Source organism: Rhizomonospora bruguierae, assembly GCF_018397995.1.
In the GTDB taxonomy this organism is placed as follows: domain Bacteria; phylum Actinomycetota; class Actinomycetes; order Mycobacteriales; family Micromonosporaceae; genus Rhizomonospora; species Rhizomonospora bruguierae.
Genome location: NZ_BBQH01000074.1, coordinates 1 through 2,627, shown reverse-complemented (window position 1 = coordinate 2,627; position 2,627 = coordinate 1). Strand labels below are relative to the sequence as shown.

2 protein-coding genes are annotated in these 2,627 nt (G+C 67.3%); one reads left to right on the top strand and one right to left on the bottom strand.

From position 1 onward, the window contains the following. Positions 1–243 precede the first annotated feature (243 nt). Positions 244–570 carry a hypothetical protein gene (locus tag KJS59_RS25230; protein WP_213455455.1) on the bottom strand — a complete coding sequence of 109 codons (327 nt, stop codon included), beginning with the start codon at positions 568–570 and terminating at the stop codon, positions 244–246. A 225-nt stretch (positions 571–795) separates the two neighbouring features. Here KJS59_RS25230 and KJS59_RS25225 point away from each other — a divergent pair. After that, the coding region (locus KJS59_RS25225) for a hypothetical protein (protein ID WP_213455454.1) at positions 796–2,627 on the top strand (1,832 nt) is incomplete at its 3' end.

Sequence of the window (2,627 nt, the reverse complement as noted above, 5' to 3'; positions counted from 1 at the left end):
GTTGGCCGCCAACGCCACCGGGTGCCGCCGGACGTCGTACAGACATGGGTCGACCAGGGCTGGGCAGGGCCGGCATCACTGATAGTCCCCGCGTCAGTGTTCGCCTCGACCCCCGACGCGCCATCGTTTGTGCCGCTGCTCGACACACCCACCGGTCGCCGCGTTACCGTTTCCCAGTTCGCCGACTATTTCCACATCACACGATCCGACCGGCAGCCCCTACGGCCCCGTGCACCGCACCGCCTACGGCCGGTGGGGCCGGGTGTGTGGAACCTGGGAGGTGGGGCACTTCTCGACGCCACCGACCCTGGTGTGGTGCGGGTTCGCGGCGCTGGACCGGCGGGCGTGGCAGCACCGGCAGCACAGGCCCGGCCGGGTGCCCGGCGGCTCGACATAGACCTCGACGTAGCGCAGTCCACAGCAGCCGCGCGGGAAGGTGTGTTCCGGCTCCTCCGTGACCTCGCACCCGGCGTGCGACTCACTGCGGGCGGCCAACCGGTCGGGCATGTCCCGGGATGGGGCCAGTTCGCCGCCGCCGCCCTTACCGGCCTGCTGCCAGCCGACCACCACGTTACGGCCGCACCGGACGGGACCTTCACGATCGGGCGGGGCAGCACACCACCCCATCCGGCCAGCACCCAGTTCCCCGCGAGCAACGGCAGAACGGTTGTCGGCCTCGACCCCGCCCTGGACTTTTCGCGGGTACGGGGCCGTGATTTCCTCCACATCGCTCAGACACTGTTGGACCGCCCGGCAACCGTTCGTCTGCATCCACGGGCACCAATCGCACCCACGGTGGCGACCCGGGTGGTCGACCAGTGGGGACTGCGATGGGACGTGCCGGTCATCATCGGCGCGCAGGCCCTCACGCGCGCTCCCGCCAAGGACGCCGCCGAAACCTCGCGACTGATCCCCCTCGCCGCGGACGACACCGTCACCACCATCCCCTCGGCGCACTACTACCTGGTCACTCCCACGCCCTTCCGCGAACCCCCACAACCGGGCGACAACATCTGGGTCTGGTTCGACACGCCGTCCACCGCGCGACCGTCGGCACCGCAACACGCCCGCAACGAGCCCACAACGGCACAGTCGACCCCGGTGCTGGATCCGTCGACGGGGCCGGTTGGGGTGCCGCCGGCCGCGGTGTCGGCGGCGTCGGCGGAGTGGGTGTTTGAGTTGGGTGCGCAGGCGTTGGCGGGTGTGACGGGTTTGGATGATCCGGCTTTGGCGGTGCAGGAGGTCCTTGGTGGGGGGCAGCCGATTGATCCGCTTGTGGTGCGTGGTGTTGTGGCGGCTGCCGCGGCGGCGGGTGACGTGTTTGGGGGTCGGCTTACTCGTGAGCTGATTGTTGGTACGTATCGGCGTGCGGGTGTGTTTGGTGATTTGTCGGTTGACGAGTTGGTTGGGGTGGCGGTGTCGGTGGGTTCGGTGCCGGGTGATGGGGAGTGGAATGCGTTTGTTCAGGAGCTGCTGGGTAAGCCGGGGCAGCCGGTTGATGATGCTGAGTTCGGGGCCGCGCTTGGGGCGGCACTCATGGTTCAACCCACTGGGGGGTGGATGCTGGCTGGTGTGTTTGGTAAGGCTTGGGGGCGGTGGGATCGGTCGGTGGTGGGGGGTTGGGTGGGGTTGGTGGAGCGGGTTATGGGTGTTGGTGGGGTGAGGGCTGGTATGCGGGTGTTTCAGTTGTTGATGTTGTTTGGTCGGTTGTTGGGGAGTGGCGGTGAGTCGGTGGTTCGTGAGGCGGATTTGTTGGTGATGCGGCGGTTGGTGGAGTTCCCGGCTATTTCTGCTGGTTCGGTGAACGAGATATGGCGTCGGTGGGGGGTGTTTTTGGGTGAGGTTTTGGGCCGGGCGGGTGGGGACGTTGAGGTTGTGGGTGGGGTGGTGTTGGAGGAGGTGGTGCATCGTGAGTTGCAGAGGGTGATGTTCCGGGCTCGGGTGGAGGCGAGATCGGCGCAGGTGTCGGTGAGTGAGGTGTGGGATCGGTGGGGTGGGGTTTCGGCTTGGGAGGTTGGTGATGTTGAGCGGACGGGATCCTTTACGGATCATGGGCCGTTTGAGGCTCGCCTGTTGTTGTTGGATGTGGTGCGTGATGTGGGTGGTTTGGGTGGGGCGGTGTTGGAGGAAGTGGTGCGTCGTCAGGTGGTGGGGATGGACGCGCCGGGTGGGGCGGCGGCGGCGGCGTTGGGTGAGTTGCGGATGGGGGTGTTCCGGGATCGGGCGGAGGCGAGTCCGGGTTTGGTGCGGGAGTGGGGGGTTGAGAATGGTCCGTCGCCTCGGCGGGGTCCGGGTGGTGGGGTTGATTCGGATGTGGCGGTGGTGGCGGATGTGTTGGCGTTGCATGATGTGGTGTTCCCTGGTTGGGAGGTGTCGGAGGAGGATGGTGCGAATATTCGGCGGTTGTTGTATGTGCCGTTGAGTGGTGGGCGGCCGCGGTGGGGTCGGTATTCGGAGGTTGTGGAGTTCGCTGAGGGGTTGTTGGCGGCGGCGGGGCGGGTGGGGTTTGGGGAGTTTGCCTCGGATCGGGCGGTGGTGGAGTCGTTGGTTCGGGAGGGTGTGCCGGCGGCGAAGTCGCGTCGGGGGCATCGGCCGGTGCGGGAGGAGGATTTGCGGCGGGTCTGGCC